Source organism: Klebsiella sp. 2-CIP_Kleb. (assembly GCF_050378715.1).
Classification (GTDB): domain Bacteria; phylum Pseudomonadota; class Gammaproteobacteria; order Enterobacterales; family Enterobacteriaceae; genus Klebsiella; species Klebsiella quasipneumoniae.
Map to the genome: position 1 here is coordinate 1,268,729 of NZ_JBNRLG010000001.1, position 26,549 is coordinate 1,295,277.

Genomic DNA, 26,549 nt, shown 5'->3' on the forward strand with positions numbered 1-26,549 from the left:
GGCGCTTCTGTATTACGCTGCACGCCGGAGAATGTCTCTCCGGCAGATTCAGGAGCGCCGCCATGCCCGCAGAGGCCCCGTTACTCGACAGTGATTTAGAAATTCGTGAAGCGCTGCCCGACGATGCGCACGCCATCGCCGCGCTGTATGTCTGGCACGTGCTTAATGGCCGCGCCTCCTTCGAAGAGATCCCCCCCACCGTTGACGAAATGCGTAAACGGATCCAGACCGTGCGCGATAACGGGCTGCCCTGGCTGGTCGCGCTGTGGCGCGGGGCTATCGTCGGCTACTGCTACGCCACTTTCTATCGCCCGCGCCCGGCCTATCGCTATACCCTCGAGGAATCGATCTACGTGGAGTCCGGAATGGGCGGGCGCGGCATCGGCAGCGCGCTGCTGTCGCGGCTGATCGCCGAATGCGAGAAAGGCCCGTGGCGGCAGATGCTGGCGATCATCGGCGATGGCCATAACAATGCCGGCTCGCTGGCGATCCATAAAAAGTTCGGTTTTACCGTGGCGGGTCAGCTGCGCAGCGTCGGCTATAAGATGGGCGACTGGCGGGATACGTTGATTATGCAGCGCGCGCTGGGTGACGGCGACTGGACGCTCCCGGAGTAATATTCGGCGTCAAATCCCCGGCTCGCGGCGTAAACGCCTCAGCCGGGCTACCGTTCAGCGCGGTTCCCCAGGCCGGATAAGACGTCAGCCGCCATCCGGCACAAACACCGGCACTCGGCCTGATTACCCGGCGGCGCTGCGCTTGCCGGGCCTACGAAGGGGGCGAACCGGTGCCAAATCACGTAGCCCGGATAAGGCGCAATGCGCCGTCATCCGGGGGATGTGCAGATTAATCGTTCTGCGCGGTCTGGGCGCCGCCTTTCAGCATCGCCTCCGCCATCTGCGCTTCGCGCTGCTTCTTATAGCTCAGCGCCGAAGCCGGCACCGGCATCACCTTCCCGGTCTCGATCCACGTGCGCAAACGGCTGGCGTCGGCAAAGTGGGTATATTTGCCGAAGGCATCCATCACCACCAGCGCCACCGGGCGTTGGTTGATCACCGTGCGCATAATCAGGCAGTGGCCGGCGGCGTTGGTGAAGCCGGTTTTGGTCAGCTGGATGTTCCAGTTGTCGCGATACACCAGATGGTTAGTGTTGCGGAACGGCAGGCTGTAGGCCGGATGGGCAAAGGTGGCGGTCTCTTCTTTAGTGGTGCTCAGCTGGCCGATCAGCGGGTACTGCTCGCTGGCGATCAGCAGTTTGGTCAGATCGCGGGCGGTGGAGACGTTATGCACCGACAGTCCGGTGGGCTCCACGTAGCGGGTATGGGTCATACCCAGCGCCTGCGCTTTGGCGTTCATCGCGCGAATAAAGGCGTCGTAGCCGCCCGGATAGTGATGCGCCAGGCTGGCGGCCGCACGGTTCTCGGAAGACATCAGCGCCAGCAGCAGCATATCGCGGCGGCTGATTTGGCTGTTGAGACGCACGCGCGAGTAAATCCCCTTCATTTCCGGGGTATGGCTGATATCCACCGTCAGCATCTCATCCAGCGGCAGATGGGCATCGAGCACCACCATGGCGGTCATCACCTTGGTGATCGACGCCATCGGGCGCACCAGATCCGGCTGGCTGGCGTAGATGATTTTTTTGGTGGCCAGATCGACGATCATGGCGCTGCCGGAAGCGATGTCCGGCTGCGAGGCGGTCACCGCCATCGGGGTTTTTGCTAACGCCTGGGGCGCAAAAGGCACAGCCAGCAGCAAGGTCAGGCTGAGCAAAGAGACTCGAAATTTCGGCATCATGGGCATTCTGAAAAGTATTTTTGCACGTTATGCAACGTACGCCGCGAGGTTAAGTGGGCAACTTCGCTGGCAAACGCCATCATACCGCGCTGTAAGGCCCTGTGCCTAATAAGAATCGTGAAGAAATGCTGCATTGCCGACATAAAATACATATTTGCCGGCAATGCATATTGACCCGTTACGTCCGATCAGAAGAGTCGGTAGCCATACCCCCACAGCACCACGGTGATCGCCAGCAGGACTTCCAGCACCAGCACCCCGATGGCCAGGGTTGAGCTGGCGAAACTGAGTCCCTCTTCCCGGTTAATGCTCAGGAAGGTCGGGATCCCGAGATAGAGCAGATAGCCAGTATAGAACAGGGCAATGGTACCGATCAGCGCGCATAGCCAGACCAGCGGATAGAGCGCCACAATCCCGCTCAGGAACAGCGGTGTGGCCACATAGCCGGCAAATACCATGCAGCGTTTCAGGGAAGGCTGCTGCGGATACTGCCTGGCCATCCACCAGATGACCCGCCCCATGATCGCCACCCCGGCCAGCATCACGGCATAAAACAGCACCGCCAGCGCCAGCCCGGTCAACATCGACAGTTTAATAATAGTGCCGTCGCCGAAGTTCCAGCCCAACTGCGTGGTGCCGATAAAGGCGCAAACCACCGGAACCGCCGCCATCAGCAGCACATGGTGCGTATAGTGATGAGAAATGGTTTCATTCTCGCTCTTAATCACGCTCATCTCCCGGTTGGGATGAGCGAAGAGCCCCCAGACATGGTTCATAGCGTCCCCCTTGTCACGGCTTCGTACTGCACTGATCCAAGTATAATTCACCCTGTAGATTATTTTGTGTACAGCGCAAAAAATCTGCCTCGCCGCGTTTTGGTCAGCAGGGTGTATGATTAAGAGGTGATGAGGTAAGGAGAAAAGCTGTTTATGGATATCAATCACCTGATTTCCCAGTATGGCTACGCGGCGCTGATCGTCGGCAGCATGGCGGAAGGTGAGACCATTACCCTGCTGGGCGGCGTCGCAGCGCATCAGGGGCTACTAAAGTTTCCCCTGGTGGTGATCGCCGTCGCCCTCGGCGGGATGATTGGCGATCAGCTGCTCTATCTGCTTGGTCGCCGCTTCGGCGGGCGCATTCTGCGCCGTTTCGCCAGCCAGAAGGCGCGGATCCGGAAAGCGCAGCGCATGATCCAGCACCGGCCGTGGCTGTTTGTCATCGGCACCCGCTTTATGTACGGCTTCCGGGTAATCGGCCCCCTGCTGATCGGCGCCAGCCGCCTGCCGCCGCGCATTTTCCTGCCGCTGAATATTGTCGGAGCGCTGGTGTGGGCCCTGCTGTTTACCACCATAGGCTATCTGGGCGGCGAGGTGGTGGGCCCGTGGCTGCACCATCTGGACGCCCATCTGAAGCATTGGATCTGGCTGATCCTCGCGGTGCTGGTGGTCGTTGCCGCCCACTGGTGGCTCAGGCGGCGCGAGAGTAAGAAGAAAGACTGAGCGGCGCGCCCGCGGGCGCACCGTGGTTGGCGGTTACTTCACCGTCTGATGGTAGCCGCCGCCAAGGGCCGAGGTCAGCTGAATGCTGGCGTCAATCCACTGGCCGTGCAGGCGCAAGGCGGTGATACGCTCCTGCAGCGCCGGGAGTTTCGCCAGGCTCACCCTGGAGCCGGGCAGGATCCCCGCCGCCATTCGGGCCTGCGCCAGATCCACCACCCGCTGGGCGTCTTTTTCAACCTGCTGCTGCTGTTGGCTTTTGGCCATCAGCGTCTCAACCTGGCTGGCGGTTTTCGCCACCTGGTTGACGGCGTCCACCACCGCTTTGTTGTATTGGGCGATGGACAGGCTGTTCTGCGCGCTGGCGATATCCAGATTAGCATTGAGACGACCGCTGTCGAAGATCGGCAGCGTCAGTCCGGCGGTGACACCCATCTGCTGCGCCGAATGGCGGAAAAGATCGCTTAAGTGCAGGGCATCCTGCTGCAGGAACGCCATCAGGTTGATGTCCGGATAAAACGCCGCCTTCGCCGCGTCCACTTCGCTCAGCGACGCCTCGATATACCAGTGAGCGACCTGCAGATCCGGGCGGCGCGCCAGCAGCTCATAGCCGAGGGTATCCGGCAGCTGCGCGCTGACCGTCGGCAGGCTGGCGGGTTTGAGGTTTAGCGACTGGCTCTGGCTGTTGGTCAGGGCCATCAGCCGCGCTTCAATCTCTTTCATCGTGCCCGCCACGTCCGCCAGCTGCTGGTCGGTTTTGCTGACGTTAATATCGTTCTCCGCCCCTTCGGCGGAGTTGGTGATCCCGCGCTGATACAGGGCCTTGTCGACCGTCACGATATTATTTTGCTCGTTTTTCACCTGCTGCAGCACCGCTTTGATCGCCGCTTCCGTCTGCCACTGCCAGTACAGGCGCGCCACGCTGCCGGAGAGCAGCTCGCGGGTCTGGGCCTGCTCGGCCACCTGGGCTTTCAGCTCGCCGATGCGCGCTTTCACCAGCGCGCGGTTTTTGCCCCACAGATCGAGATCCCAGCCGGCAGTCAGGCCGAAGGTGCCATTGGTGTACCACGGGCCGGTATTGCCGTCGGTATCGGTGGCGAACGGCCCCATCAGGCCTTCAGCGGACATTTTCTGCCGTTCGATATCGGCGGAGAAATCCATCTCCGGGCCAAGATTCGCCTGCGACATTCGCGCCTGCGCTTCAGCAAGCCTGATGCGCTGTTCGGCAATCTGCATGTCCGGCGCGTTGGCGAGTGCGCGCTGAATCAGATTATCCAGTTGGGCATCGTGGTAGTCTTTCCACCAGTCGGTGTGTGGCCAGCCATTTTTGACGGCGGCGGGAAGATCCATGGAAACGTGGGAAGCCGGAATTTGCTGCTGCGGCGGATTAGCGACCTCATGAGAAGGCGCGCAGCCAGCCAGCGCGATGGCCAGGGGCAACGCCGCCAGCACGCTATTTTTTAATATCAATTTCATTTAACAGGTCAGATAACGTAATCAGGTTGGTTATCATAAATTAATTGAATTAAACGCGTTTAGTAAAGCGTGTGACTAAATTATTAGTTAGCTAAAAATAAACAACCTTATCAATTCAAGGGATGAATATGAGTCAGAATATTTATGACGACCCGCAGTTCTTTGCCGGCTATGCGACCCTCGATCGCTCGGTGAAGGGACTGGAGGGTGCACCAGAGTGGCCATCGCTGCAGGCAATGCTGCCGCCAGTAACCGGTTTGCGGGTGGTGGATCTCGGTTGTGGCTACGGCTGGTTTTGCCGCTGGGCGCTGCAGCAGGGAGCCAGCCAGATAATTGGTTTTGATATCTCCCGACGTATGCTGACGCAGGCGCGAGAGATGACCCGCGGGGATGAGATTGACTACCGCTGCGCCGATCTGCAAACCCTGACGTTGCCCGCCAACAGCTGCGATCTGGTCTATAGCTCACTGGCGCTCCATTACTTACCAGACATAGCCCCGCTCTTCACTGCCCTGCAGCAGGCGCTGGTCCCTGGCGGCATCCTGGTCTTTTCCGCGGAACATCCCATCTATACCGCGCCGCTGCAGCAGGGATGGCAGGTAAATGAGCAGGGGCAAAAAAGCTGGCCGGTCAGCCACTATCAGCAGGAGGGCGAGCGCGTAAGCAACTGGTTTGCCGAGGGCGTCATTAAACAGCACCGCAAACTCTCAAGCTGGGTAAACGCGCTTATCGCCGCTGGTTTTGTGCTGGAGCAGCTGGATGAGTGGGGTCCGAGCGCCGAACAGATTGCTCAACAGCCCGCCCTGGATGAAGAGAAAGAGCGTCCGATGATCTTTTTACTGCGCGCGCGTAAACCGGGCTGATCCCTCGCCCGGCGATGGCCGGGCGGGGAAGCATTACGCTTTCAGGCTGGCGCCGCGGCTGGCAATCACCTCTTTATACCAGTCAAAGCTCTTCTTCTTACTGCGTGCCAGGGTGCCGGTGCCGTCATCATGGCGGTCGACATAGATAAAGCCGTATCGCTTCGACAGCTCCGCCTTCGAGGCGCTCACCAGGTCAATCGGCCCCCAGCTGGTAAAGCCCATCAACTCAACGCCATCGTCAATGGCTTCCCGCGCCTGCACCAGGTGGTCGTTCAGGTAGCTGATGCGATAGTCATCATTAATGCTGCCGTCGGCTTCCACTTTATCTTTGGCGCCCAGACCGTTTTCCACGATAAACAGCGGCTTCTGATAGCGATCCCACAGCACGTTCAGCAGCGTACGCAGGCCGAGGGGGTCTATCTGCCAGCCCCACTCCGAGCTCGCCAGGTGCGGGTTCGGCACCATGCTGAGAATATTGCCGCGCGCCTGCTGGTTCAGCGCCTCATCGGCGGTGACGCACCCAGTCATGTAGTAGCTGAAGGAGATAAAATCGACGGTGGTTTTCAGCGTTTCGCGATCGGCCTCGGTGATGTCGAGCGTGATGCCGTTGTCGCGGAAAAAGCGCTGCATATAGCCCGGGTACGCCCCGCGCGCCTGCACGTCGCCGAAGAACTGCCAGCTGCGGTTCTCCTGCAGCGTCGCAAACACATCTTCCGGTTTGCAGCTCAGGGGATACATCAGCCCGCCGAGCAGCATATTGCCGATTTTGCCCTCGGGCACCAGCTCATGACAGGCTTTGACCGCCAGAGCGCTGGCCACCAGCTGGTGATGAATGGCCTGATACACCTCGCCTTTACTGCTGCCGGCCGGCAAGCCGACGCCGGTCATCGGGGCATGCAGCGACATATTGATTTCGTTAAAGGTCAGCCACAGTTTGACTTTGTTTTTATAACGGCTGAACACCGTCCGGGCGTAGCGCTCAAAGAAGCCAATCACCTGCCGGCTGCCCCAGCCGCCGTAATTTTTCACCAGCGCCCATGGCATTTCATAATGCGACAGCGTCACCAGCGGAGTGATGTTGTGCTTCGCCATCTCGTCGAACAATTTGTCGTAGAAGGCGAGTCCGGCTTCGTTCGGCTCGGCGTCGTCGCCGTTGGGGTAGATGCGCGTCCAGGCGATGGAGACCCGCAGGCAGTTAAAGCCCATCTCAGCGAACAGGGCGATATCTTCCGGGTAGCGATGGTAAAAATCGATCGCCACATCCTTTATGCCGCTGTCGCCGGGTACGCGCTCGACCACTTCGCCGAAGACGCCGTGCGGCTGCACATCGGAGGTGGATAACCCTTTGCCATCTTCCAGGTACGCCCCTTCCACCTGATTCGCCGCGGTCGCGCCGCCCCATAAAAAATCTGTCGGGAATGTTTTCATCTCTCTCTCCTGTGATTAATGGCTGACTGACAACAACGGCTGACCGGCTTCGACGGCGCTGGGCGCCACCGTGTCGATCTCACGATAGTCATCGCTGTTGCTGATAATAATCGGGGTCGCCAGGTCGTAACCGGCGTCCAGAATCGCCTGACGATCGAACTCAATCAGCAGATCGCCGGCCTGTACCCTGTCGCCCTCTTTCACATGCGCGGTAAACGGCACGCCGTCGAGTTTGACCGTGTCGATGCCAACGTGGATCAGCAACTCGATGCCGCTGTCGCTCTGCAGGCCGATGGCGTGTTTAGTCTGAAACAGGGAAGCCACTTCGCCCGGGAATGGGGCAATGACTTTGCCCACAGCCGGGATAATGGCGACTCCTCTCCCCAGCAGGCCGCTGGCGAAGGTGCTGTCCGGCACCTGATCGAGGGCGATGACGCTGCCGCTCATCGGCGCAAGGATGTCATTTGCCGAGACCGGCGCTACCGCCACGGCGCCCGGCGCGGCGCTGGCGCGCGGCAGGCCGGCGAAGAAAGTTAAACCACAGGAGATAATCAACGCCGCGAAGATACCCACTACGCCGCCCCAAACGGTGCTATCAAGCCCTTGGGGCGGGATCATTTGTGCGACAGTAAAAATGTTCCCGAAGCCGAATGAATAGACGTGAGCGTTGCTGAAGCCCACAATCGCGCCGCCAATGGCGCCCGCCACGCAGCCGAAGATAAACGGCCGGCGCAGCGGCAATGTTAAGCCATAGATAGCCGGCTCGGTAATGCCGAAGATGCCCGCTGAAAACGCAGAGCCGGCCAGCACTTTTTGGCGGGCGTCGCGGGTTTTCAGCAAAATACCCAGCACCGCGCCGACCTGTCCCATCACGGCCGGCAACAGCATGGGCAGCATGGAATCATGGCCAAGCACCGTCAGATTGTTAATCATCAGCGGAATCAGCCCCCAATGCAGGCCGAAGATCACACAAACCTGCCACAGCGCGCCCATCGCCGCTCCCGCCAGCCACGGCGCCACCGCGTAGATAATCTGATACCCCTGGGCCAACAGATGACTGAGCCAGGTCGCCAGAGGACCAATCAGCAGAAACGTCAGCGGAACCACAACGGCGAGACAAATCGCCGGGGTAAAAAAGTTTTTCATCGATGACGGCAGCAGCGCGTTGCTCTTGCGCTCCAGCCAGCAGCAGACCCATGAAGCGAGAATAATCGGGATCACCGATGAGCTGTAATTGATAAAGGTCACCGGGATGCCGAGAAAGTGCTCCACCGCCGCGCCTGGCGCCTGGCTGGCCTCAAAGGCCTGAATCATCAGCGGGTGGGTTAACGCCCCACCGATCACCATCGAGACAAACGGGTTACCGCCAAATTTTTTACCGGCGGTGTAACCGAGAAACAGCGGGAAGAAAAAGAACAGCGCGTCGCTGGCGGCAAACCAGATTTTATAGGTTCCCTGTTGCGGGGTCAGCCAACCGCAGACGACCGCCAGCGCCAGCATTCCTTTCAGGATACCAGAGGCTGCCAGCACGCCGATAAACGGGGTGAATATCCCCGACACGACATCGATGATCTGCCCCAGCAGCGACCCTTTTTCAACGCTTTCCGCCGTCGGCTCGCTGTCATCGCTCAGCCCAGCCTCCTGGCGCACCGCCTGCCAGACGTCGTGGACGTGGTTGCCAATCACCACCTGAAACTGGCCGCCGCTCTCCACCACCATAATGACGCCCGGATTCGCCTTCAGCCCTTCGGCATCGGCTTTGCCGTTATCTTTCAGTTTAAAACGCAGACGTGTCGCACAGTGAACCAGACTCACAATGTTCTCTTTACCGCCGACGCGGTTGAGAATATCCTGCGCGAGTGCTTTATATTCCATGCTCTTTTCCTTACTGCCGCTGCCCGCAGACAACCGGCGACTGAGTAGTAAAAATAAAAAAAACCCGAGAACCACGCCGGTAGGCGTCGCGCTCAGGTTTTGCCTGCATCATGCAGTAACAATCCAGTTTGTCGGGAGACTTAGCGTCCCTCTTTTCTTACCCGTTCAATATGAATGGCAAGAAACATAATTTCTTCGGTGGTCAGCGCCCGCTGATACTGCTTTTGCAGATGCGTCGCCACCGTTTCCGCACACTTCCACGCTTTGGCGTAGTTGTCTTTCACCGCGCTGTGCAGCGAGACGTCGTCATCTTCCACCACCGTGCGGGTCAGCATCCGCTGAGCGAAAAACTTCAGGTGGGTGACGAAACGCTGATAGCTCAGCGACTCCTCGTCGTAGTTCAGCTGCAGCTGATACTTCACCAGCTGCAGGATCTCCTGCATCACCCGGGTCACGTGCATGACCTCCGGCATTTCGCTGTTGAGCTGCGCCGTCACCAGATGCAGGGCGATAAATCCGGCTTCATCCTCCGCCAGCGCCACGCCTAGCCTTTTGGCAATGATGGCCCTTGCCTCCTGGCCCAGCGCGAACTCCTTCGGATAGAGCCGCTTAATCTCCCACAGCAGCACGTTACGCAGCGCGATGCCCTTTTTCTGCCGCTCGATAGCAAAGTGGCAGTGATCCGTTAACGTGATGTACAAACTTTCCTGTAACTTGCCCAACCGCCCGCGTGCCAGGTCGATAATGCGATCGCAGGTAGTCATCACTTCTAACGGAATCTGACTGAGTAACTCACCCAGACGGCCTACCAGTTCATCGCTTTGTAAGGCGAAGACTTTTTCAATTTTGCTGTCGTCCAGCGCGTCGCCCGGGCGTTTCTGAAAGGCCAGCCCTCGCCCCATCACCACCTGTTCGCGCTGGTGCTCGTCAAGAACCACCACCACATTGTTATTGAGTACTTTGGCGATTTGCATATTGACCCCAGAAACAAAAAAACCTGACCCCCGACGAAACGCCAGGTAATCAGGTTTTGCCTGCCGCAGCAGTTGCAATCCAACGCCAGCACTGTAACAACTTCTGCTGCGCGCTCAACCTGACAAGTGAAAAAACGTGATAAAGATCGCGACTATCAGAAGGTCACGACGGTTTTCCACTCCACCACCCACGCGTCCTGGGTCTGCGCAACGCCGCCCGGACGGTGCCAGTACTGCAGGCCCGGTTGCAGCTCCAGCCAGGAGACCGGGCGGAAGCGATAATAGAGTTCGCCATTCAGCGAGTGGCCGGCCACCGGCTGCCAGGCCGGATCGTTATAGTCGGTGGCGCCGCTGAGCTGGTTCATATAGCGCTGATTGCGCGCGTAGTGGCTGCTCATGTCGATCCACGTCAGGCCGAAGCCGATCCAGTCCTCCGGACGGGCGTCAAACAGCCCGCGGTAGCGCAGTGAGGCGGCGACGGCGGAGTGGATATAGTTGCTGCGCTGGTCGCTGAGGCTGCCGCTCAGCGAGACGCTCATTCCCCGCAGCGGATCGTCGGCATGGCGGGTAATCTGCTGGTTCAGGCCAGCGTACATAAACCAGGTGCTGTCGTGCTCGGCGTAGCCTTGCGGGTCCGTCGCCCCGGCGCCGCCAGATTTGCCGCTATAGAGGTCGCTTTGCGGCGCGTTAGTCCAGACCACACCGAGGTTATAGGCCCCCGGAAGGCCATTAATCAGCGGGCGGGTTTCGATCTCCATTGGCAGTAAAATGCCTTTGCTGCCCTTCGTCGACCAGCTCCAGGCGTGGCTGCGCGAGGCGGCCTGCGGGTTCTGCTCCATCACCCCGCCTTTGAGGGTGACCGTCGGCGTCAGCTTGTACTCGAGGGTGGTGCCCCAGGTGTGGATGTTCCAGTTATTCCACGTCAGCGAGTTGGCCGATTTGCCGCCGCACTGGGTCAGCAGCTGGAAATCGCAGGGAATGATTTGGTCGAAGGTTTGCACCTTGTTCATCATGCCGATACGCCAGGTCAGGCGACGGTCGTCAAAGCTGCGGGCGAAGGTCAGCCAGCCGAGACGGGTGATCGACCCGCCGCCCCAGCTCTCCTGCGACAGATCGTTAAAGCTGACCCGCGGATCCTGCAGCCGTTTCGTGGTGAGGTTATCATCATGGTTGCGGTTGACGATATTACCCTCAAGCCGCGCGTCCGGTATGCCGGTCCAGCGCTCCAGATCCTGGGTAAAGGTCAATGACACCTGGTCAATATAGGCCAGATGTTTATCATGGTTATAGCCGCCGCCGGCGTTGTAGGCCATCTCGTTAAGATAGCCAAGATTATAATGAAAGCCGTTCTCTTCAAGGATGGGACGAATACCCAGCATATCGCCCAGCAGCCCTGGCTGTCCGGCTTCAAACCCCAGCACGCTGCCGTTCCACGCCGGGGTTTGCGCCGCGTTCACGGCGGGCGCCATAGTCGCCAGCGCCGCGCCGATAAAAAGCTGATTTATTTTTTTGTTATACATTGTGATCTCCACCGTGACTGAATAAAAACAAAGGGGATCCCCAGGCTATTTATTTACCTGTTTTCTTTTTTAAAAAATGAATGGCAAGGGGCGTCCTTCGGTAATAAAACCGCGACCGAGCCAGAGAAAAGATTAATTACAACCGCTTGTTTTACGTCATCATTTACCCACCGTTAAATTTTTGCCAAAAAAAAACCTAAGCACTTGCCGCCACGCATGACGGAAGTGCTTAGGTTTTGCCTGTGTTCAGTAGCAATCCTGAATTGATTGACGGCACATTATCACTTTATTCAACCCATGCCTATCATCAATAGGCATGCAAGTAATAATATGTGAAGCGAATAACAATATGGCGCTTAATAGCGGGCGATCGCCGCCGCTATTTCAGCAGAGGTTTGCAGGGCGCGAATTTCATTAAACAGCGTCAGCGCCTCGGTATATTCCTTGCGTAAATAGCCCAGCCACTGCTTAATTCTCGCCACATGATACAGGCCGGTATCGCCCTGCTTTTCCAGACGGGTATATTTTTGCAACAGCTGAACCACCTGCGGCCACGGCATGCGCGGTTCGTTGTATTTGATCACCCGGCTGAGGTTCGGCACGTTGAGCGCCCCGCGGCCAATCATCACCGAATCGCAGCCGGTGACGGCCATACAGTCCTGCGCGCTTTGCCAGTCCCAGATCTCGCCGTTGGCGACCACCGGAATAGTCAGACGCTGGCGGATCTCGCCGATGGCCTGCCAGTTGATGCGCTCTGCTTTGTAGCCATCTTCTTTGGTGCGGCCATGGACCACCAGCTCGCTGGCCCCTGCCTGCTGCACCGCGTCGGCGATTTCAAAGCGCCTTTCGCCGCTATCCCAGCCGAGACGCACCTTGACGGTCACCGGTAAATCCGCAGGGACCGCTTCGCGCATGGCTTTCGCGCCGCGATAGATCAGCTCTGGATCTTTCAGTAGCGTCGCCCCACCGCCGCTGCCGTTCACCAGCTTCGACGGACAGCCGCAGTTTAAATCAACGCCCCACGAACCCAGCGCCACCGCGCGGGCGGCGTTTTCCGCCAGCCACTCGGGATATTGTCCCAGCAGCTGGACGCGCACGCGGGTACCGGACGGGGTACGGCTTTGATGATGCAGTTCCGGGCACAGCCTGTAGAACGATTTGACCGGCAGCAGTTGGTCCACCACGCGCAGAAATTCGGTGATGCACAGATCGTAATCGTTAACCTCGGTCAGCAGCTCGCGCACCAGCGAATCGAGCACGCCTTCCATCGGCGCCAGTAGTACACGCATATCGTTACCCGGAAAAAAAAGAGGCGCTATGGTAGCGCCTCCGGGCGTTGGTTGAAAGCGCTCAATGCGTCCGACCCGGCGCACTCCGGTCCCCGGACGCCCGAGGCGGCAAAACGGCGAGATAATCTCTATGCTTTACAGGGGCCTGTGGCGTCTCATTTACCTTTATTTGCCGCGCCTCGTCCAGCAAGGTAGCGTGGGGAGAGAAACCGTCTAAGCCGCAAGGCTTCGGACTCTGACGGGCGAGACGATGGTTCCCGTAAGCTATCAGCGCTATGCATAGAATTCATGATGTGATCGGTAGCACATTTTAGGGATTAATTGTATGATGAATGCACTTCATCAAGGGTTATTACCATGAGTAAATCGCTGACTATTATCTGGCAGTACCTGCGGGCTTTCGTCCTGATTTACGCCTGCTTGTACGCCGGAATATTTATCGCCGGGCTGCTGCCCATCACCATCCCCGGCAGCATCATCGGCATGCTGATCCTCTTCGTGCTGCTGGCGCTGCAAATCATGCCGCCGCAGTGGGTCAACCCCGGCTGCAATATCCTGATCCGCTATATGGCGCTCCTGTTCGTGCCGATCGGCGTCGGCGTGATGCAGTACTGGGATCTGCTACGCGCCCAGCTTGGGCCTGTCGTTATCTCCTGCGCCATCAGCACGCTGGTGGTGTTTGTGGTGGTGAGCTGGAGTTCCCATCTGGTGCATGGCGAACGTAAAGTGATTGGGCAAAAGGAAAAGAAAAATGATGCATGAAATCTGGTGGTCGCTACCGCTTACCCTGATCGTCTTTTTCCTCGCTCGCAAACTGGCGGCCCGCTTCAAATTCCCGCTGCTCAACCCGCTGCTGGTGGCGATGGTGGTGATCATTCCCTTTCTGCTGCTGACCGGGATCTCCTATGAACGTTATTTTGCCGGCAGCAAGATCCTGAACGATCTGTTGCAGCCGGCGGTGGTCGCGCTGGCCTTCCCGCTATATGAACAGCTGCACCAGATCCGCGCGCGCTGGAAATCGATCATCACCATCTGCTTTATCGGCAGCTGTGTGGCGATGATCACCGGTACCACCGTGGCCCTGCTGATGGGCGCCACGCCGCAAATCGCCGCCTCTGTTCTGCCCAAATCGGTGACCACGCCGATTGCGATGGCGGTGAGCGGCAGTATCGGCGGCATCCCGGCCATCAGCGCCGTGTGCGTGATTTTTGTCGGTATCCTTGGCGCGGTATTCGGCCATACGCTGCTCAACCTGATGCGTATTCGCACCAAAGCATCGCGTGGCCTGTCGATGGGCACCGCCTCGCACGCCCTCGGTACCGCCCGCTGTGCGGAACTGGACTATCAGGAAGGAGCGTTCAGCTCGCTGGCGCTGGTGCTGTGCGGGATCATCACCTCGTTGATGGCGCCATTTTTATTCCCGCTGATCCTCGCGGTGGTGGGATAAATAGTGATTCAAGTCACACTTCTTAATGCAACAAAGAAAAGTTGCATTAGCAATGGGATGTAAATCACATTTGAAACCCCTTGACGCCCGTACACTGGTTCCCCATTACACTGTTATGAGGCAACGCTATGCACTCACGTTTTCAAGCTGCTTTGACTACCCTGGCAGCAGACCTGCAGGCGGCCATCTCCCCGATGCTCGCCGACCCGCACTTCCCGGCGCTGCTCGAAGCCGATCAGGTGGCGACGCTGCAACAGGCGACAGGTCTGGACGAAGACGCGCTGGCCTTTGCGCTACTGCCGCTGGCCGCCGCCTGCGCGCGCGCCGACCTTTCTCACTTTAACGTCGGGGCTATCGCCCGCGGCGTCAGCGGCCGCTGGTACTTTGGCGGCAACATGGAGTTTCTCGGCGCCACCATGCAGCAGACCGTCCATGCGGAGCAGAGCGCCATCAGCCACGCCTGGCTGCGCGGTGAAACCTCCCTGCGCGCTATCACGGTGAACTACACGCCGTGCGGCCATTGCCGTCAGTTTATGAACGAACTGAACAGCGGACTGGCGCTGCGCATTCATCTGCCCGGTCGTGAAGCCCATGCTCTGCAGCACTATCTGCCGGATGCCTTCGGCCCGAAAGACCTGGAGATCAAAACCCTGCTGATGGACCACCAGGACCACGGCTTCCCGGTCAGCGGCGATGCCCTGACGCAGGCGGCGATTGAGGCCGCTAACCGCTGCCATGCGCCGTACAGCCATTCGCCTTCCGGCGTGGCGCTGGAGCTGAAAGATGGCACCCTTTTCAGCGGCAGCTATGCGGAAAACGCGGCGTTCAACCCGACGCTGCCGCCGCTGCAGGGGGCGCTGAATCTTCTCAGCCTCAACGGCTATGATTATCCGGACATCCAGCGGGCGATCCTGGCGGAGAAAGCCGATGCGGCGCTGATTCAGTGGGACGCCACCGTCGCCACCCTGAAGGCGCTGGGCTGCCACAATATCGAGCGCGTGCTGTTAGGTTAATCCGCCTGCGCAGACGGCCGGATGGCGTCTTCGGCTTATCCGGCCTACCTTTTATACCCTTAGGTGTCGGGTGGCGCTACGCTTACCCGACCTACGGTTCGCGCCATGGCGAGCTGAAGATCCCTATGCCGGGTGTCGGCTCACGCCTTACCCGGCCTGCGTTCGGCGATCTGTCTATATTGCTGAAAATCCCCGCAATCAAACGCGGGTTTCTTGCGCTTACCCGGCGGGTAAAGTAGCCTGAAGACTCCGTTGTCTATTATTGAGCCAAGTTCATGTTAAAGCGTGTGTTCTACAGCCTGTTAGTCCTGCTCGGCCTGCTGCTGTTGACCGTGCTGGGTCTTGACCGTTGGATGAGCTGGAAAACCGCGCCCTATATCTATGACGAGCTGCAGGACCTCCCCTACCGCCAGGTCGGCGTGGTGCTGGGCACTGCTAAATACTACCGCACCGGCGTCATCAATCAGTATTACCGCTACCGCATCCAGGGCGCGCTGAACGCCTACAACAGCGGCAAGGTCAACTATCTGCTGCTGAGCGGCGATAATGCTCTGCAAAGCTACAATGAACCGATGACCATGCGCCGGGACCTGATTAAAGGCGGCGTCGATCCGGCGGATATCGTGCTGGACTATGCCGGTTTCCGCACGCTTGACTCGATCGTCCGCACCCGCAAAGTGTTCGACACCAACGACTTCATTATCATCACCCAGCGCTTCCACTGCGAACGGGCGCTGTTTATCGCCCTGCATATGGGGATCCAGGCCCAGTGCTACGCGGTACCGTCGCCGAAGGATATGTGGAGCGTGCGGCTGCGCGAATTCGGCGCCCGCTTCGGCGCGCTGGCGGACCTCTACATTTTCAAACGGGAACCGCGCTTCCTTGGCCCTTTAATCCCGATTCCGGCGCAGCAGCACGACGTGCCGGATGACGCCCAGTCATACCCGGCGGTCACGCCGGAGCAGCTGCTGGAGCTGCAGAAAGAAAAGTAGCCTCCATCATCGCATCCGTTTCAGGTATAAAAAAACCCGCGCCAGGCGCGGGTTTTTACTCAGGCAAAAATTACTTCTTACGGGCGTATTTCAGGGAATCCAGCGCCACGGCGAAGATAATGATCGCCCCCTTAATGATGTACTGCCAGTAAGGGTTGACGCCAATGTAGGTCAGGCCATAGTTGATCACGGTGAAGATAATTACCCCTGTCACCACGCCGAATACGGTCCCTACCCCGCCGCTGAACGATACACCGCCCACCACGCAGGCGGCGATGGCGTCCAGTTCGTACATAAAGCCGAGGTTATTGGTCGCCGAGCCGATACGACCGGCTTCCAGCAGGCCGCCGAAGGCGTAGAACACCCCGGAGAGGGCATAGATCATCAGCAGGTTCAACGCCACGTTAACCCCGGAGACTTTCGCCGCTTCCGGGTTACCGCCGATAGCGAAAATGTTTTTGCCAAAGCGCGTTTTGTTCCACAGGATCCAGACAAAGAAGACGGCAATCAGCGCGTAGAAGGTAATGTAGGACAGGCGGAACGAGCCCAGCGCCACAAACCCCTGCGCGAAATGGGAGAAGTGACTGTCGAAGCCGGAGATCGGCGACGCGCCCACGAAATCGTAGTACAGCGAGTTAATGCCGTAGACGATGATCATGGTCCCGAGGGTGGTAATAAACGGCGTTACGTTCAGATAGGCAATGACGATCCCGTTAATCAGCCCGATGACCGCCCCGATGGCGCATACCAGCAGGATGACCAGTGGGATCGGCATGGTCGCCATATCCGGGAACACCTTGTTGGCATTATCCACCGCCTGCAGCATGGTCGCGGCAATCACCGCCGCCAGTCCCACCTGACGGCCGGCGGAGAGGTCCGTGCCCTGCGTGACGATCAGTCCGGCCACGCCGAGGGCAATAATAATACGCACCGAGGACTGGGTCAGAATATTACTCAGGTTGAGCAGACTTAAAAATGTCGGATCCTGGAAAATAATAATGGCCAACAGGACCAGAAGGACGACATATATCCCACCCTCTTTCAGGTAAGTGAGAAAACTCTTTTTATTTAACGCACTCATGTGAAGCCCCTGATCTTAAAGGTGCAATGACGCAAGACGCAGTATTTCGTTTTGCGTGGTGGTTTTAGTCTCAACAATGCCCGCGACCAGGCCGTTGCTCATTACCAGAATGCGGTCGGTAATCCCCAGCAGTTCCGGCATTTCGGAAGAAATAATAATGATCCCTTTATCTTTTTTAGCCAGCTCGGCAATCAGCTGATAGATCTCGAATTTGGCGCCGACGTCGATACCGCGCGTCGGCTCGTCCAGCATCAGGATCTCCGGCTGGGTCAGCAGCCAGCGGCCAATAATGACCTTTTGCTGGTTACCACCGGAAAGCGAACCAATCTGCGTATGCTGGCCGGGGGTTTTAACGCGCATGGAGTCAATCACCCATTGGGTATCGCTCTTCATCCGCGAGTTATCCAGCAAGCCGACGCTGTTTTTATATTTCTTAATATTGGAGATCAGCGAGTTAAAACCGATGTCCAGATAGGCGTAAATTCCGGTGGAGCGCCGCTCCTCGGTTACCAGCGCAAAACCGTGGTTAATCGCCTCATTGGCGCTGTGGTTGTTGATCTTCTTCCCGTGCAGGGTGATGGTGCCGCTGGCCTTCTCACGGATCCCGAACAGGGTCTCCACGATGTCGGTACGCTTCGCGCCCACCAGACCGGCGATACCGAGAATTTCGCCCTTATGCAGGTCGAAGGAGACATCGCGAATGGAGGGCTGGCGCAGGGAGGTGAGATTGCGCACCTGGAGGATGACTTCCCCCGGGGTGTTTTCACGATCCGGGAAGCGCTGATTGAGCGAACGCCCGACCATCATGGCGATGATCTTGTCCATATCCAGCCCTTCCAGCGGCTGGGTAGCGATCCACTGGCCGTCGCGCAGGATGGTAATTTCATCGCACAGCTGGAAAATCTCTTCCATTTTGTGCGAGATATAGACGATACCGCAGCCGCGATCTTTCAGCTTGCGGATGATCTTGAACAGATGGTTGACCTCTTTCTCCGTCAGCGATGACGTCGGCTCGTCCATGATGACGATTTTGGCGTCATAGGAAAACGCCTTCGCGATCTCAATCATCTGCATCTGAGATACCGATAAAGTCCCGACGCGGGCGCGCGGATCGATATCAATATCCAGCTCATCAAAAATAGCCTTGGTATCCCGGTACATTTTGTCCTGATCGACAAACATGCCTTTGGTGGGATAGCGGCCGAGCCACATGTTGTCCATGACCGAACGCTGTAAGACCAGGTTTAATTCCTGATGCACCATCGAAATACCGTTTTCCAGGGCTTCTTTCGCCGAATGGAAATCGATCTCTTTTCCCTGAAAAAGAATGCTGCCGGAATCTTTTTGATAGATCCCAAAAAGGCATTTTAATAATGTCGATTTTCCGGCACCGTTCTCACCCATTAACGCATGAATGGAGTGCGGACGAACCTTCAGGTTGACATTATCAAGAGCCTTGACGCCAGGAAACGATTTGTTGATGTTGGTCATCTCCAACAAATATTCGCCTGACCGTTCGCTATTATTGCTGACCATAGTTATACCTGGCTGCGTTCATGCACGCCCCGTCCGGCGCAATAACGCCAGCAGGAGTCTGGTTCTGTATCAGGAATAATCGGGCGTGGATAACCCACGCCCGCAACTCACATCACGATTATTTGCCGGTAAACTGGCTCAGGTTGTCTTTATCGACCCCCACGTAGGGGACGCGAACAATCTTGTTGTCAATTTTCCAGTTGGTGCCTGCCGCCGCCTCTTTTCCGTCGGCAAGGTTTTTCGCCAGCTCGAAGGTCGCTTTCGCCTGGTTGTTAGCATCGTTCAGCACGGTACCGGCCATCGCGCCGGATTTCACCAGCGCCAGGGCTTCCGGCAGGGCGTCAACGCCGAACACCGGAATGCTGCTCTTGTTGTGCGCTTTCAGCGCTTCAACCGCACCCATCGCCATGGCGTCATTGTTGGCGATCACCACTTCAATCTTGTTCGCATTCGGGCCGGAGAGCCAGGCGTCCATTTTGTCTTTCGCCTGGGCGGTATCCCACATAGCGGTGTCCATCTGCAGCTGCTGGGTCTTCAGACCTTTATCGTTCAGCTCTTTGATAACGTAGGTGGTACGCGCTTCCGCATCCGGATGGCCCGGCTCGCCTTTCAGCAGGACGTACTGGATCTGGCCGTCTTTATTCAGATCCCAGTTCGGGTTTGCTTTCCAGTGCTTGGCGATCAGATCGCCCTGAATAATCCCGGACTCTTTCGAGTCGGTACCGACGTAGTAAGCCTTGTCATAACTATCCAGCGCTTTACGGGAAGGCTCTTTGTTGAAGAACACCACCGGAATATTCTGCCCGCGCGCTTTTTCGATGACCGTTCCCGCTGCCGCCGGGTCAACCAGGTTGATCGCCAGGGCTTTCACGCCTTTCGCCAGCAGCACGTCAATCTGATCGTTTTGTTTCGACTGGTCGTTCTGCGAGTCATTCATCAGCAGCTGGACGTCAGGCGCGGATTTGCCATCTTTTTCAATCGCCTTACGCACCACCGACATAAAGTTGTCGTCATATTTATAAATCGTCACGCCGATACGGGTATCTGCTGCGTGTGCTGCGGCGCCAAATAACAGACCAGCCATTACAGCAGAGAGGGTAAACACCTTCTTATTCATGGAATCTCCGGTTTTATTATGCAGGGTCATTTTTGTGAAAAGTGCGGGCGGGACTTGTTGCATTAGTGTTACCGCACAACGCATTTCACGACGAAAATTCGGTCTTCCGTGTCGGGTAACGCTCCAGGAAAATACGACTCTAATACTCGTTTAACGCCTTGTTCCTAATAGTAAAAGTGAGGATTTCCCATCACCTTGTGGTTCAGACTGGTAAACGCTGCCATCATAATCAGGCGAATGTTAATATACTGTGAATTTACTCACAAATTGAAAGCGGTTACATCCCGCTGCCGCTTCAGTTAGTGATCGGCCCCACAGTTTGCCGCTGGGCAACGGAGTGACGGCGCACCAGGGTCGGCATAAAGCAGTGCGTCGCCTCGCGATCCAGCTTGCCGGCCGCCCCCAGCAGCGCCAGCTCGGTGGCCAGCTTCGCCATCGACATCACCGGATAGCGCACGGTGGTCAGTTGAGGATCGGTGTAACGGGAAATAGGAATATCATCAAAGCCAATCAGCGATAGATGCTGCGGCACGACAATGCCGTTATCCTTTAGCGTTGTCAGCGCGCCGGCCGCCATGCTGTCGTTATAGGCGAACACGGCGGTGAGGCCGAGATTCCGCCCCAGCAGTTCGACCATCGCCGCTTCGCCGCCCTGCATGTCCGGGGAGCCGGACCCGACCCAGCTGTCCGGGGCGATGATGCCCTGCTCCTGCAGCGCTTTGCTCCACCCTTCCCGGCGCATATCGTCGTCTTCAATGCCGTGATTTGAGGAGAGATAGCCGATGCGCTGGTGGCCGTGATTGAGCAGCATGCGGGTAGCCATCAGCGCGCCGCTGACGTTGTCGAGACCCACGCAGCGATGGGCAAAGCCCGGCACGATGCGGTTGATCAGCACCATCCCCGGGATATGTTGCATAAAGTCGCTCAGTTCAGCATCGCTGAGCGCTTTCGAATGGACGATCAGCGCCGAGCAGCGCTGGCGGATCAGCACCTCGATGGCGTGGCGCTCTTTTTCCGCCTCGTGATAGCTGTTGCCGATCAGCACATACTTCTGATGCTGCTGGGCGACGGTATCCACCGCTTTCACCAGCGCGCCGAAGAAGGCATCGGAGACGTCCATCACCACCACGCCGATGGTATCGCTGACCTGGGTGGCCAGCGCCTGGGCATTGGCGTTTGGCCGATAGCCCAGCTGGGTCACCGCTTTCATCACGACGTCGCGCGTATCCGGACTCACCAGCGCGCTGTTGTTCAGCACCCGCGACACGGTGGCCACGGATACGCCCGCCTGGCGGGCGACATCACGAATAGTGATCATACTCAGCGACCTTAAGAGAATTACAGCACGTCACATTCACCTCCTGTGCTCAGCAAGGAGGCTATTCTGGCAGCGACCCGCGGTCCGCTACGTGAGTGAGGTCACACGGCTGGAAACGTTTACATCCGTTTTGTTAATGATTGTGATCGAGATCGTTATCTGGATGTATCTTTCAATGATGTCCCTGACGCACGCAGGGTTAACTGACGCCACAGCCATTCCACCGGCCCCTGGCGGAAGCGACGCAGCCAGAGTGATGACAGAAGGAGGTTTACGGCCCAGATGGGGGGAACAAAGGCCAGCAGCTGCAGACGATCGAAGCGCATAAACAGCCCGAGATGATAAAACAGGGTGGTGCAGATCAGGGTCTGCAGCAAATAGTTGGTCAGCGCCATGCGTCCAACGCAGGCGATAGCCCCCACCAGGCGGAAACGGCAGAGCTGCGGCCAGTAGCCCCAGGCCAGCGAGGCATAGCCGATAGCCTGCAGCGGGGCGCTCAGTTCACGCGGCGCCTGCAGTAAAAACGCGCACCAGCGATAGTCCCAGGCCAGATACCACTGGGCGACGATGGCCGGCACATTCACCGCCATCCCGGCCGCCACCAGCAGCACGCCGGTGCGCCGATAGTGACGCTGGCTGAACTGCCCTTTCAGCCAGCCGCTGCGCATCAGCGCCGCGCCTATCAGCATCATCCCCGCCAGCTGCCAGCCATACTGCGCGCCGAGCGCCAGCAGATTGTCCGACAGCATATCCGCCCGGTTGCTGACCGCCTCCATGCCGCCGTGCAGCTTCCAGTACTGCTCATACTGCAGATTGGCCGCGTCCGGGACCCAGGAGCGATTGGCTGCGGGTCCGGAGATCATCCCCAGCAGGACCAGCACCGCAATGCCGGTGAGGTAGAGCACCACCCCGGTGTTGAACAGCGATTTGACATGCTGCGCCTCGCGCACCATGCGCCAGCTCACCAGCCCCACCAGGGCGTAGGCCAGCAGAATGTCGCCATCCCAGAAGAAAAGACCGTGAATGAAACCAAGCAGCGCCAGCAGGGTCAGGCGCGACTGGATCCAGCGTTTTCCGCGGGGGAGCAGAAGCTGCAGACCGGCGCCAAACAGCAGCGCGAACAGGGTGAGAAATTTCACCTGCGCCAGCAGGTCGAGAAGCGCCCATGTCCAGGTATCGCTGAGGGTCGCGCTTCCTGACCAGGCCGGATTGAGGTAAGCGGCCTTCGGCAAGCCGAAGGCGCTGATATTGAGAAGCAGGATACCGAGGATGGCGACGCCGCGGACAAAGTCCAGCGTGACATTTCTCTCCATGTACCCTGCTCCGTTTTAGCTGTGGTGACGTACTGCGCGCAGGAATTCCTGGCGGGTATTCTGGCTGGATTTGAACAGGCCACCGAGGGAGGTGGTGGTAGTGGCGCTGGTCGCGTCGCGGATGCCGCGCGCTTTCACGCAGTAATGCACCGCGTCAATGGATACCGCCACGTTGCTGGTGCCGAGCAGCGTCTGCAGCGCGATCAGGATCTGCTGCGTCAGACGCTCCTGGACCTGCGGACGCTGGGCGAAAAACTGCACGATACGGTTGATTTTCGACAGGCCGATCACCGAATCTTTCGGGATATAGGCTACCGTCGCTTTACCATCGATGGTGACGAAATGGTGTTCACAGGTGCTGGTCAGGGTGATATCGCGTACAGTGACCATTTCATCGACCTTCATTTTGTTTTCAATGACGGTGATTTTCGGGAAGCGAGAATAATCCAGTCCGGAGAAGATCTCATCGACATACATTTTGGCGATGCGATGCGGGGTCTCCATCAGACTGTCATCACTCAGATCCAGATTCAGCAGTTGCATAATCTCGGTCATATGACCGGTAATCAAACGCTTGCGTGTTTCGTTATCAATTTCTTGTACTGGCGCACGCATCGGCGTCTCCAGCCCACGAGCGACCAGCGCTTCATGAACGAGGACGGCTTCTTTACTCAGTGATGACATTTGGGTTTCTCCTGCAGGTGTGGCGCTCTTTGCTTTTTCTGGGGGCAAAGTTTGTATTCATTGTGCGTGAGGCGGCGCACAGAATCCAGTAGCCGTAACGATAATTATTGAAATTGGCGCTGCCTTTTATTAAGGCGCGAAGTCTCGCCTCAGGCGCGGCGCCAAATCCCTACCGCCGAATCCGGAATGATCCAACCGCTGTACGCATCCATAAGCGCCATCGCTACACCGGCATGTTGGCTATAAGTTGCATTAATGATGCAGTAAGTTCTCAAAAGGAGAAAGTGAAAGTTGCTCACTGGCTAATGAAATATCTGTATTATGAACGTTTACGCGCACACCCCTTCCGAGGAGCCTTGCATGGAACTGCTTGAAGAGCATCGCTGTTTTGACGGCCGGCAACAACGCTGGCGTCATCACTCCCCTGTCCTGAACTGCGCCATGACGTTCAGCATTTTTTTACCGCCTGAGCGCGAAACGCCGCCGCCGGTGCTGTACTGGCTGTCCGGGCTGACCTGTAACGATGAAAACTTTACCACCAAGGCGGGCGCGCAGCGCATTGCCGCCGAGCTGGGCATCGCGCTGGTGATGCCGGATACCAGCCCGCGCGGTGACGAGGTGGCCAACGACGACAGTTACGATCTGGGGCAAGGCGCCGGCTTCTACCTGAACGCCACCCAGGCGCCCTGGGCGGCGCACTACCGAATGTACGATTACCTGCGCGACGAACTGCCCGCGATTATCCGCAGCGAGTTTAGCATCGGCGACCGCTGCGCCATCAGCGGCCACTCGATGGGCGGTCACGGCGCGCTTATCATGGCGCTCAACAATCCCGGCCGCTACGTCAGCGTCTCCGCCTTCGCGCCGATCGTCAATCCCTCCCAGGTGCCGTGGGGTAAGAAAGCGTTTACCGCCTATCTCGGCGCCGATGAATCGACATGGCACGCCTGGGACAGCTGCGCCCTGATGCAGGCCAGCCAGCCGGCGGACGCTGTGCCAACGCTTATCGATCAGGGCGACAGCGATCCATTCCTTGCCGGACAGTTGCAGCCGGCGGTACTGGCGGAGGTCGCGCGGCAGAAGGCCTGGCCGTTAACGCTGCGCATCCAGCCCGGTTACGACCACAGCTACTACTTCATTGCCTCGTTTATTGAAGACCATCTGCGCTTCCATGCGCAGCATCTCTTTGGCTAAACGCAAATGCGCCGCGAAGCTGCTTCGCGGCGCATGTTCAGGCCTACAGGACGCGTTTTAGCGCCGGCAATCAGAAGCGATAATCCACCGCCATAAAGTAGCGACGGCCCTCTTCGGTATAGCTGTAGTCGTCCCGGCTGAGATCTTTATCGCCCACGTTCTGCACCCCGGAGCGCAGTTTCACATTCTTGGTGACCTGCCACGCCGCGCCGACGTCAAACAGGGTATAGCCGCCCGGCGTTTTGCCGGTGGCGCTCACCGCGCGCTGCTGGCCAGTATAGTTGGCTGTCACGTAGAAGGACCAGTCATCCAGCGGTTTCCAGTCGAGCGTGCCGTTGGCGGTATGGAACGGCAGCGTCTGCAGCGGTTTGTCGCCGCCGTTGCTCAGATCGCGACCATCGTTGTAGGTGTAGTTCACCGTCAGCTTCCACTCATCGCCAAACGGGATCTTCACCTCGGTCTCCACCCCTTTGATGCGCGCTTTGTTGACGTTGAAATAGCGGAAGATCGGCACGCGCTTGCCGTTGACGGTTTTCCAGCCGACAAAGTTCGGGTAGCCCGGCGCTTCGCTGGCGCTGGAGGTGCGCAGAACATCGATCATGTCGTCGACATTATTCTGGAAGGTGGTGATGCTGCCTTCGACATTTTCAAGCCAGCCCTCTTCCCCGCGGTAGTAGAGACCGAGCTCGAAGCTTTCGCTGGTTTCCGGTTTTAGATCCGGGTTACCAACGATGCTGCACGAGCCGCGGCAGGAGTTGGTGGTCCAGTCGGGATTAAGCTGCAGCAGGGACGGGGCTTTAAACGCCGTCGCCCAGCCGCCTTTGACGGTGACGGTATCGGTGGCGTTATACACCAGATAGGCGCGCGGGCTCCAGTGATCGCCATAGGTCTGATGGTCGTCCATACGAATGCCGGTGGTCAGCGCCAGCGGCTCGATGATGCGCCATTCGTCTTCAATAAACAGGGCGTACTGGCTGGCCGACGTTGACTGACCGCCGCTGCTCAGGTTGACCGGATCTTTCAGCTTGTCGTGGCGCCATTCGCCGCCGAAGGTCACCAGCTGGTTAATCATGTCCAGCGGCAGAACGTACTTGCCGTCGATGGCATTGCTTTCCGAAGTGATGGTCCCGTTCTGCCCCGGATTTTTGTTATCCACCTTTTCGCCGTAGAACTTGAGCTCGCTGTTGCCCATATCCCAGCGGCCGTTATGGCTCAGGGAGTAGTTCTCACGCTCAAGGCGGTTGCGGTCAAGGGAATCGGAGTCGCGATCCTGGCGGTCAAAGCCATAGCCCGCGGTGAAATCGTGGCTGTCGTTCGGCGTCCAGGCGAATTCAACATTGCCATCGCGGCTGGTGAAGCCCTCGATGCGCGGCGTTTCGCCGGTGGCATTGCTGGAGGACTGCGGATCGTCCTTGGCGCGTTTCGCCAGGCTGCCGTAGGCCTTCATCCCAAGCACGCCGTCGATCAGCGGGCCGCTGGTGAAGAACTGGCCGTTCCAGGTATCCCCGCGGTCGCGGTGCTCCTGGATGGTGGTATCAGCACTCAGCGTCCCGGTCCATTTCTGGCCGATTTTTTTGGTAATAATGTTGACCACGCCGCCGAGCGCATCGGAGCCGTACAGGGAAGACATCGGGCCGCGCACCACTTCGATACGTTCGATGGCATCCACCGGGATCCAGTTAAGGTCGAAGTCGTTGTGGCGGAAGACGGCGTTCCGCGAGTTGACGCGCTTGCCGTCAACCAGGATCAGGGTATAGCTGCTGCTCAGACCGCGGATGCTGACGCCTTTGCGGTTATCCCCTTCGTTGGTGAGCTGGACCCCGGGCACATCGCGCAGTACGTCTTTCAGGTTCTGGACCGGCTTGCGCTGCAAATCCTGCTGAGTGATGACGCTGATGCTCGCCGGCGCGTCTTTGACGCTCTGTTCAGTCGCCGAGGCGGTCACCACCAGCGTTTCTTCATTCACGTCGGCCAGGGCCGGAAACGCCAACGATACGACGGACGCAGACAATCCCGCCCGGATAAAAGGGTTTAACCTGAACATTCCAAATCTCCATGAGGTGTACAACCAAACAAACAAAAAAGGTGCTGCTCACACGCGCTGGCGGCCTGCCGCTCTGTCGGCGGTAGACTCGC

Annotated in this window: 22 protein-coding genes and 1 pseudogene; 8 read left to right on the plus strand and 15 right to left on the minus strand. The window is 58.1% G+C overall.

Features of this window, described 5'->3' with window-relative positions:
* The first annotated feature begins 62 nt into the window (after positions 1-62).
* Positions 63-617: a GNAT family N-acetyltransferase gene (locus tag ACQUTP_RS06220; protein WP_002912829.1), complete on the plus strand. Its 555-nt coding sequence runs from the start codon at positions 63-65 to the stop codon at positions 615-617.
* A 229-nt stretch (positions 618-846) separates the two neighbouring features.
* Here the strand turns inward: ACQUTP_RS06220 and pbpG are convergent, their stop codons facing one another.
* Together pbpG and ACQUTP_RS06230 are read right to left on the minus strand one after the other, a co-directional pair.
* Positions 847-1,797, minus strand: coding sequence for a D-alanyl-D-alanine endopeptidase (gene pbpG / locus ACQUTP_RS06225; protein ID WP_074194143.1), 951 nt, complete (start codon positions 1,795-1,797; stop codon positions 847-849).
* A 188-nt stretch (positions 1,798-1,985) separates the two neighbouring features.
* On the minus strand, positions 1,986-2,573 hold the full coding sequence (locus ACQUTP_RS06230; protein ID WP_004201605.1) for a Yip1 family protein: 588 nt from the start codon (positions 2,571-2,573) through the stop codon (positions 1,986-1,988).
* Positions 2,574-2,726: 153 nt separating this feature from the next.
* On the opposite strand from ACQUTP_RS06230, the gene ACQUTP_RS06235 reads away from it, so the two are divergent.
* Positions 2,727-3,296, plus strand: coding sequence for a DedA family protein (locus ACQUTP_RS06235; RefSeq protein ID WP_023318737.1), 570 nt, complete (start codon positions 2,727-2,729; stop codon positions 3,294-3,296).
* A gap of 33 nt (positions 3,297-3,329) precedes the next feature.
* On the opposite strand, the gene mdtQ is transcribed toward ACQUTP_RS06235, so the two are convergent.
* Complete coding sequence (gene mdtQ, locus ACQUTP_RS06240; protein WP_023318738.1) at positions 3,330-4,769, minus strand: multidrug resistance outer membrane protein MdtQ; 1,440 nt, start codon at positions 4,767-4,769, stop codon at positions 3,330-3,332.
* A 128-nt stretch (positions 4,770-4,897) separates the two neighbouring features.
* Here mdtQ and ACQUTP_RS06245 point away from each other — a divergent pair, with 128 nt between their 5' ends.
* Positions 4,898-5,632: a class I SAM-dependent methyltransferase gene (locus ACQUTP_RS06245; RefSeq protein ID WP_043520336.1), complete on the plus strand. Its 735-nt coding sequence runs from the start codon at positions 4,898-4,900 to the stop codon at positions 5,630-5,632.
* A 33-nt stretch (positions 5,633-5,665) separates the two neighbouring features.
* Here ACQUTP_RS06245 and ACQUTP_RS06250 read toward each other — a convergent pair whose 3' ends face one another.
* The 5 genes and pseudogenes from ACQUTP_RS06250 to dusC form a co-directional block, all read right to left on the minus strand.
* Positions 5,666-7,060: a glycoside hydrolase family 1 protein gene (locus ACQUTP_RS06250; protein WP_004201610.1), complete on the minus strand. Its 1,395-nt coding sequence runs from the start codon at positions 7,058-7,060 to the stop codon at positions 5,666-5,668.
* 15 nt (positions 7,061-7,075) lie between these two features.
* Positions 7,076-9,047: pseudogene (gene bglF / locus ACQUTP_RS06255) on the minus strand (PTS beta-glucoside transporter subunit IIABC).
* Positions 9,048-9,075: 28 nt separating this feature from the next.
* Positions 9,076-9,909, minus strand: coding sequence for a transcriptional antiterminator BglG (gene bglG, locus ACQUTP_RS06260; RefSeq protein WP_049115890.1), 834 nt, complete (start codon positions 9,907-9,909; stop codon positions 9,076-9,078).
* Between the two features lie 155 nt (positions 9,910-10,064).
* Positions 10,065-11,429: a carbohydrate porin gene (locus ACQUTP_RS06265; protein WP_004201617.1), complete on the minus strand. Its 1,365-nt coding sequence runs from the start codon at positions 11,427-11,429 to the stop codon at positions 10,065-10,067.
* 356 nt (positions 11,430-11,785) lie between these two features.
* Complete coding sequence (gene dusC, locus ACQUTP_RS06270; protein WP_004201619.1) at positions 11,786-12,718, minus strand: tRNA dihydrouridine(16) synthase DusC; 933 nt, start codon at positions 12,716-12,718, stop codon at positions 11,786-11,788.
* A 357-nt stretch (positions 12,719-13,075) separates the two neighbouring features.
* On the opposite strand from dusC, the gene ACQUTP_RS06275 reads away from it, so the two are divergent.
* From ACQUTP_RS06275 to sanA, 4 genes are all read left to right on the plus strand, one after another.
* Positions 13,076-13,480, plus strand: a complete 405-nt coding sequence (locus tag ACQUTP_RS06275; protein WP_004201620.1) for a CidA/LrgA family protein — start codon at positions 13,076-13,078, stop codon at positions 13,478-13,480.
* Complete coding sequence (locus ACQUTP_RS06280; RefSeq protein ID WP_004201621.1) at positions 13,470-14,165, plus strand: CidB/LrgB family autolysis modulator; 696 nt, start codon at positions 13,470-13,472, stop codon at positions 14,163-14,165. The genes ACQUTP_RS06275 and ACQUTP_RS06280 overlap by 11 nt, the downstream gene beginning before the upstream one ends.
* A gap of 128 nt (positions 14,166-14,293) precedes the next feature.
* Positions 14,294-15,178, plus strand: coding sequence for a cytidine deaminase (cdd, locus tag ACQUTP_RS06285; RefSeq protein WP_004201623.1), 885 nt, complete (start codon positions 14,294-14,296; stop codon positions 15,176-15,178).
* Between the two features lie 275 nt (positions 15,179-15,453).
* Positions 15,454-16,170 carry an outer membrane permeability protein SanA gene (sanA, locus tag ACQUTP_RS06290; protein WP_004201624.1) on the plus strand — a complete coding sequence of 239 codons (717 nt, stop codon included), beginning with the start codon at positions 15,454-15,456 and terminating at the stop codon, positions 16,168-16,170.
* A 70-nt stretch (positions 16,171-16,240) separates the two neighbouring features.
* Here sanA and mglC read toward each other — a convergent pair whose 3' ends face one another.
* The 6 genes from mglC to folE all read right to left on the minus strand — a co-directional run bounded on the left by mglC (position 16,241) and on the right by folE (position 23,219).
* Positions 16,241-17,251 (minus strand): galactose/methyl galactoside ABC transporter permease MglC, encoded by a 1,011-nt coding sequence (gene mglC, locus ACQUTP_RS06295; RefSeq protein WP_002912871.1) that lies wholly within the window; start codon positions 17,249-17,251, stop codon positions 16,241-16,243.
* Between the two features lie 15 nt (positions 17,252-17,266).
* The gene (gene mglA / locus ACQUTP_RS06300) at positions 17,267-18,787 is read right to left on the minus strand and encodes a galactose/methyl galactoside ABC transporter ATP-binding protein MglA (protein WP_004201625.1); all 1,521 of its coding nucleotides are present in this window, start codon (positions 18,785-18,787) and stop codon (positions 17,267-17,269) included.
* Between the two features lie 118 nt (positions 18,788-18,905).
* The gene (mglB, locus tag ACQUTP_RS06305; RefSeq protein ID WP_004201626.1) at positions 18,906-19,904 is read right to left on the minus strand and encodes a galactose/glucose ABC transporter substrate-binding protein MglB; all 999 of its coding nucleotides are present in this window, start codon (positions 19,902-19,904) and stop codon (positions 18,906-18,908) included.
* A gap of 295 nt (positions 19,905-20,199) precedes the next feature.
* A complete protein-coding gene (gene galS / locus ACQUTP_RS06310; RefSeq protein WP_017899327.1) occupies positions 20,200-21,222 on the minus strand; it encodes an HTH-type transcriptional regulator GalS in 1,023 nt (340 codons plus the stop codon).
* Positions 21,223-21,377: 155 nt separating this feature from the next.
* Positions 21,378-22,535 carry a DUF418 domain-containing protein YeiB gene (yeiB, locus tag ACQUTP_RS06315; protein ID WP_032456403.1) on the minus strand — a complete coding sequence of 386 codons (1,158 nt, stop codon included), beginning with the start codon at positions 22,533-22,535 and terminating at the stop codon, positions 21,378-21,380.
* A 15-nt stretch (positions 22,536-22,550) separates the two neighbouring features.
* The gene (gene folE, locus ACQUTP_RS06320; protein WP_004201633.1) at positions 22,551-23,219 is read right to left on the minus strand and encodes a GTP cyclohydrolase I FolE; all 669 of its coding nucleotides are present in this window, start codon (positions 23,217-23,219) and stop codon (positions 22,551-22,553) included.
* Positions 23,220-23,579: 360 nt separating this feature from the next.
* Here folE and fghA point away from each other — a divergent pair, with 360 nt between their 5' ends.
* Positions 23,580-24,413, plus strand: coding sequence for an S-formylglutathione hydrolase (gene fghA / locus ACQUTP_RS06325; RefSeq protein ID WP_004201634.1), 834 nt, complete (start codon positions 23,580-23,582; stop codon positions 24,411-24,413).
* Between the two features lie 70 nt (positions 24,414-24,483).
* On the opposite strand, the gene cirA is transcribed toward fghA, so the two are convergent.
* Complete coding sequence (cirA, locus tag ACQUTP_RS06330) at positions 24,484-26,457, minus strand: catecholate siderophore receptor CirA (protein WP_023318747.1); 1,974 nt, start codon at positions 26,455-26,457, stop codon at positions 24,484-24,486.
* Positions 26,458-26,549 lie beyond the last annotated feature (92 nt).